We start from the raw sequence: 5,770 nt of genomic DNA on the forward strand, positions 1-5,770 counted from the left end.
GCAGTTGTTTATTAACCTTTATCCTAAAAGCGACCGGGTTACCGAAGCAAGCAAGTTAATACAAAACCTGCGCGACAAACTGGAAATGAAAGCCTATGAAAATGCTAAAWTATATTTAACTATCAGTGATTATCAATCGGCCGTTATTGCTTTTAATAATGTGCTTCGCGATTATCCGGATACTAAATATGGTGAGGAAATTGAATTCCTGACCATAAAAGCACAATACCTGTATGCCGATCATAGCTTTGAAACCAAACAAGTAGACCGTTTTGAACAGGCTATAACTTATGCCCAGCAGTTTAATGATAAATTCCCCGCAAGCAAATACGGCAACGAAGCTAAGGGTTTAATAAAAGATAGCCAGGCTGGCATTGTAAATGCTAAACGTGTAGAAGCCGAAATATTAACGAATACCAAACTGGCAAAAAAGCTGGCTGCAAAGGATACCGTTAAAACACAGCCACCATCAGAAAAGAATCAGGATCAGAAAATACCATATTAAAAAAATTAGATATGACAGCAAATAACACCAACAAACCAGCAGTAGCAAGCAGCACTGTAACCCGCGATTTACGCGAGCTGGACGTTAAAACCAATAACATATATGAGTCGCTTGTGATCATGTCAAAAAGAGCGAACCAGATATCAAACAATATTAAAGAAGAGTTACACCAGAAACTTTCTGAGTTTGCATCATCAAACGATAACCTGGAAGAGGTTTTTGAAAACCGTGAGCAAATCGAGATCTCTAAATACTACGAAAAACTGCCTAAACCATCATTGGTAGCTGTTCAGGAGTTTTTAGACGATAAGGTTTATTACCGCAATCCTTCTAAAGAAGCTTAATAATACCCCGAAAGGGGAAGCAAAAGTTAAAGAATTAAAAACTCCCATATGGGAGTTTTTTTGTTTATTTTTAAATTTTATAATCATTCTCCTAAAGGGAATCAGGGCTTATGCTTGAAGGTAAAAACATCATTCTGGGAGTTTGCGGCAGTATAGCTGCTTATAAATCGGCATTGCTGGTGCGGTTACTGGTAAAGGCCGGTGCCAATGTACAGGTATTGATGACACCAGATGCCACCAGCTTTATAACTCCGCTTACACTTTCAACGCTCTCTAAAAAACCGGTACTGGTTGATTATTATAAAACCGAAACCGGTGAATGGAATAACCATGTTGAGCTGGGCCTTTGGGCGGATATGCTCATCATTGCCCCTGCAACTGCCAATACCCTGGCAAAAATGGCCAATGGCTTTTGCGATAATTTACTAACAGCCGTTTACCTATCGGCCAAATGCCCGGTGTACTTTGCCCCGGCTATGGACCTGGATATGTGGCTACATACGGCAACCCAGCAAAATGTGAACAGGCTGCTATCATTTGGCAATATTTTAATAGCCCCGGGCAATGGCGAACTGGCCAGTGGACTTTATGGCGAAGGCAGACTGGCCGAACCCGAAGAGATTATTGACTTTTTATCGTCGGCTGTTAAAAAAAAACTCCTTTTAGCTAATCAAAAAATTATGGTTACCGCAGGCCCAACCTATGAGGCTATCGACCCGGTGCGCTTTATAGGCAACCATTCATCAGGCAAAATGGGCTTCGCTATCGCGGATGAACTGGCTAAAATGGGTGCCGATGTTATATTGATTAGCGGGCCAACCGCACAGGTAAGCAGCCAGCAAGCGGTAAAACGGATTGATGTTACCTCGGCTGCTGAAATGCTGGACGCCTGTTTAGCTCATTATAAAGATGCTAAAGCCTGTGTTATGAGTGCTGCCGTTGCAGATTATACCCCGGCAAGCATCGCGCAGCAAAAAATTAAAAAAAAGGATGCCAGTCTTAACATCGAACTAAAAGCCACTACCGATATATTGAAAACCTTGGGCGAACAAAAAGCCGAATGGCAGATCCTGGTAGGTTTTGCACTGGAAACCAACGATGAAGAAATAAACGCGATAACCAAGCTGCAAAAGAAGAACCTGGATGTTATTGTGCTAAACTCGTTAAATGATGCCGGCGCCGGTTTTAAAAATGATACCAACAAAATAACCATTATTGACCGCGACCTGCAAAAAACCACTTTTGAATTGAAGAGTAAAGAGGGCGTTGCCCATGATATTTGCCTTAAAGTTGCCCAACTAATAAACGGATGAAACAACTATTTCTTTACACAATATTAGCTTGCTTAACTTTCCGCGCCACAGCGCAGGATTTGAACGCACGTGTACAGGTGCTGTCGCCAAAGATACAGGTAAGTAACAAACGCATTTTCCAAACGCTGGAAACCGCCATGAAGGACTTTTTGAACGGCCGCAAATGGAGCGCAGACCAAATAATGCCCCAGGAACGTATAGACTGCAACTTTGTATTGAATATTACCAGCTGGGATGGCGGAAGTGTATTTGGTGCCGAATTGCAGGTACAGTCGTCCAGGCCTGTATATGGTTCGTCATATAGTTCAACCTTGCTGAACATTAACGACCGGGAGGTTGATTTTACCTATAATGAAGGGCAAACTATTGATTACAGCGATCAGAACTTTCAGGGTAACCTAAGTTCGGTGATGGCTTTTTATGCATATATTATTGTAGGGATAGATTATGATACTTTTTCGCGCTATGGCGGTACTCCCTATTTTGCCAACGCCCAAACTGTAGTTGCCAATGCACAAACCGGCTCGTACAAAGGATGGAAAGCCTTTGACGGCAACATTAACCGCTACTGGTTATCGGAGAATTTGAGTAATAAACTTTATGCGCCATTACGGGATTTTATGTATGATTATCACCGCAACGGCCTCGATATTATGGCCGATAACGCCAATAAGGGCCGTAAACTTATCACCTCGTTATTGCCCAACCTGCAGCAGATAAACCGGCAGCGGGTTGGCTCTATGTTCCCGCTTATATTTTATACAGCCAAGAGTGATGAGTTTGTATCCCTATATAGCAAAGCCGATCCGCAGGAACGGACGCAGGCTATGAATTTGTTGTTGCAAACAGACCCCGCTAACGGAAATAAGTACCAGACTTTGAAGTAGCAGAAGAATCAAAAGGCAACAATTAAGACTTTTAAATATTTCGTTAAAGTGTTGCGTTTGACCCTGCCGATGTCCAAATCAACCGGTTCAAGAGTGCGGCAATCCCACAGTCTGCCGGTTTGATAATGGTGTTGCCTGCGGCCCGCGCTTTGCGCTTATACTGCACAGGCATTAGTCACGAGGCCGGTATCCGCTTCAATCCCTAACACGAAACCTTCCCCGCACCTCGCACCCCGATCCCCGCACCCACCCACCAAACTCTCCTTCAAGAAAATATTTTTTTAAAAACTCTTGCATATACGAAATCTATCGTAGATATTTGTACGAAKCAATTCGTATAACACTAAAATGGATATAAAACCAACAGAAAGCGAGCTCGAAATTTTACAGGTGATCTGGAGAATGGGGCAATGTACCGTACGCGATGTGCACGAGGAATTAGCCAAAACAAAAGATGCCGGTTACACCACAACCTTAAAACTGATGCAGATTATGCATGACAAAGGTTTGGTGGAACGCGATACCTCGTCAAAAACTCATTTGTACAAAGCTTTATTTAGCCAGGAACAGGCGCAAAGCAACGCTTTGGATAAAATATTGTCTACTGTATTTAAAGGTTCCACATCCGACCTCGTAATACAGGCGCTTGGGCAGCACCGTGCGTCTAAGGACGAGATAGATGCTATTAAGAATTTTCTTAACCAGTTTGATCAGCATAAAAAATAAAACGTTATGGAAAGTGTATTCTATAATATAAGCCAGGTTTTGGGTATCACTATTATCCACTCTTTATGGCAGGGTTTATTGGTTTGGTTTGCGTTGCGTTTATTATTCGCCTGCGCCCCATCGCTATCATCTATAAAAAAGCATAATGCTGCAATGGCGGCTATGCTTGCCATAAGTGCATGGTTTGCTTACACTTTTGTGAGCCAGATGCATGCACATATATGGATCGATTTTTCAGCAGCCAGCTCGCCGGTTTTATTGCCACATTTTACTTTCCCCTTAACTATTGCAACCCACGCTGTTACATCATCATATTACAATTATGTAATTGAAGGGTATCTGCCCTATATATCTACTGTTTACTTTATCGGGCTTGCTTTTAATATACTAAGAATGGGCATCAACTGGCAAAAGTTGAACCATATTAAAAACACCATGATACCTGCCGACAGGCTGCAGGATTATGTTGATTCGCTTTGCGAACAATTACGAATTAGCCGTTATGTAAGCGTAAACATCAGTCGGTATGTTGATGTACCCTGTATGATCGGTTTTTTTAGTCCGATTATAGTCTTGCCAATTTCATTAACAACCTATTTATCAACCGAAGAAATAAAAGCCATTTTACTGCACGAGCTATCGCACATAAAACGTAACGATTACCTGCTTAACATGGTACAGCAGTTTATAAGTATACTGCTTTTCTTTAATCCCTTTGCCCAACTAATTAACAGAATAATAAACCAGGAACGCGAAAACCGATGCGACGACCTGGTAGTACAAACAACCGCCCAGCCTTTGGTGTATGCGCATGCACTATTAAAGCTGGAGCAAACAAGGCAGGTAAAACTGCAACTGGCCCTTGCCGCCACCGGCAAAAAATATCATTTATTAACCAGAATTGAACGTATCATGAACACAAAGAAACCAATAGGCAACATACGCCATCTTTTAGTGGCCGTTGCAATAATAGCGGCAAGCATCAGCAGTATTGCCTGGCTAAATCCTACCATAGCCAATGGTAAAATATCGATAAAAAAAGTACGGGTAACTTATCCGGCTGTATTGAAAGAATTACTTGCAGATACTACCCACAAAAAGGTTGCTAAAGCTAAAAAAAATGTAGCTGCTAAAACGGCATTACGCAACAAGCGGATTGCAGAAGAGCGATATAACAACTTTAACGATGCCGAATTGAACCGGCTGACTGCCGAAGTTGACAAATATGCCCAACAAATAGACAAATTCTATGATAGCCCCGCGTTTAGAGATCAGCAAAAACTGATGGAAGAAAAAGCTGAGGCCATGGAAAAGTTTTACAATAGCCCGCAATTGAAAAGAATGCAGGAAGACCAGGAAAAAATAGCCGAAGATTTTCAAAAAAAATGGGGCGAAACCGGTGAGACCAGTAAGCTGGGTGACCAAATGGGTAAAATGGGCGAAAAAATTGGGGCATATTACAACAGCCCCGAGTTTAAGCGAATGAATGAAGAACTCAGGAAAAAATATGGCATTAAAGGCAATTATCATGACGATAGCAAGGATGAGAATTACAAAAAATACCAGGAGGAATTGCAAAGTAAAGTTTCGCCCGAGATAAAAGAACAAGCCGAACAATTGAAAAAGATGGGAGAAAAAATGCGCAATCATTTTGATTCACCTGAATTTAAGAAAAAAAGTGACGAACTGCGGATGATGAGCGATAGCTTAAGAAAAGCATACAATAACCCCGCAATGGAAGAGCAAAAACAAGAGATGAAAAAACTTGGCGAAAAAATGCGGTCTTACCAGGATAATGCTGAAGTTAAACAGGCAAAGGCACGGTTGCAGCAAGCCAGCAAAAAACTAAGAGAATATACCAGTAGTCCCGATTTTAAAAAACGCATGGCTGACGCGCGTAAAGCGGCTGACGCTGCAAGTGAAGAAAACTAACTGAATGTTAACTGGTACATTTAAAATATCCCAATATATTTAACTAAATAACTTAGCAATAAT

At 41.6% G+C, this 5,770-nt stretch carries 6 protein-coding genes; all 6 read left to right on the forward strand.

Annotation, left to right across the window (positions count from 1 at the left end; translation table 11 throughout):
• Window positions 1–505 (forward strand): outer membrane protein assembly factor BamD (locus tag AC1DPZ_RS20655; protein WP_477406947.1); only part of this gene is annotated, 505 nt, incomplete at its 5' end.
• An 11-nt stretch (window positions 506–516) separates the two neighbouring features.
• The gene (locus AC1DPZ_RS20660; protein ID WP_295714930.1) at window positions 517–849 is read left to right on the forward strand and encodes a DNA-directed RNA polymerase subunit omega; all 333 of its coding nucleotides are present in this window, start codon (window positions 517–519) and stop codon (window positions 847–849) included.
• A 110-nt stretch (window positions 850–959) separates the two neighbouring features.
• On the forward strand, window positions 960–2,162 hold the full coding sequence (gene coaBC / locus AC1DPZ_RS20665; RefSeq protein ID WP_477406949.1) for a bifunctional phosphopantothenoylcysteine decarboxylase/phosphopantothenate--cysteine ligase CoaBC: 1,203 nt from the start codon (window positions 960–962) through the stop codon (window positions 2,160–2,162).
• Window positions 2,159–3,049 (forward strand): type IX secretion system protein PorD, encoded by an 891-nt coding sequence (gene porD / locus AC1DPZ_RS20670; protein ID WP_477406951.1) that lies wholly within the window; start codon window positions 2,159–2,161, stop codon window positions 3,047–3,049. Before coaBC ends, porD begins: the two co-directional genes overlap by 4 nt.
• 348 nt (window positions 3,050–3,397) lie before the next feature.
• Window positions 3,398–3,775, forward strand: coding sequence for a BlaI/MecI/CopY family transcriptional regulator (locus tag AC1DPZ_RS20675; RefSeq protein WP_477406953.1), 378 nt, complete (start codon window positions 3,398–3,400; stop codon window positions 3,773–3,775).
• 6 nt (window positions 3,776–3,781) lie between these two features.
• The gene (locus AC1DPZ_RS20680) at window positions 3,782–5,707 is read left to right on the forward strand and encodes a M56 family metallopeptidase (RefSeq protein ID WP_477406955.1); all 1,926 of its coding nucleotides are present in this window, start codon (window positions 3,782–3,784) and stop codon (window positions 5,705–5,707) included.
• Window positions 5,708–5,770: the final 63 nt, after the last annotated feature.

Source organism: Mucilaginibacter sp. P4_G9, from assembly GCF_056400985.1.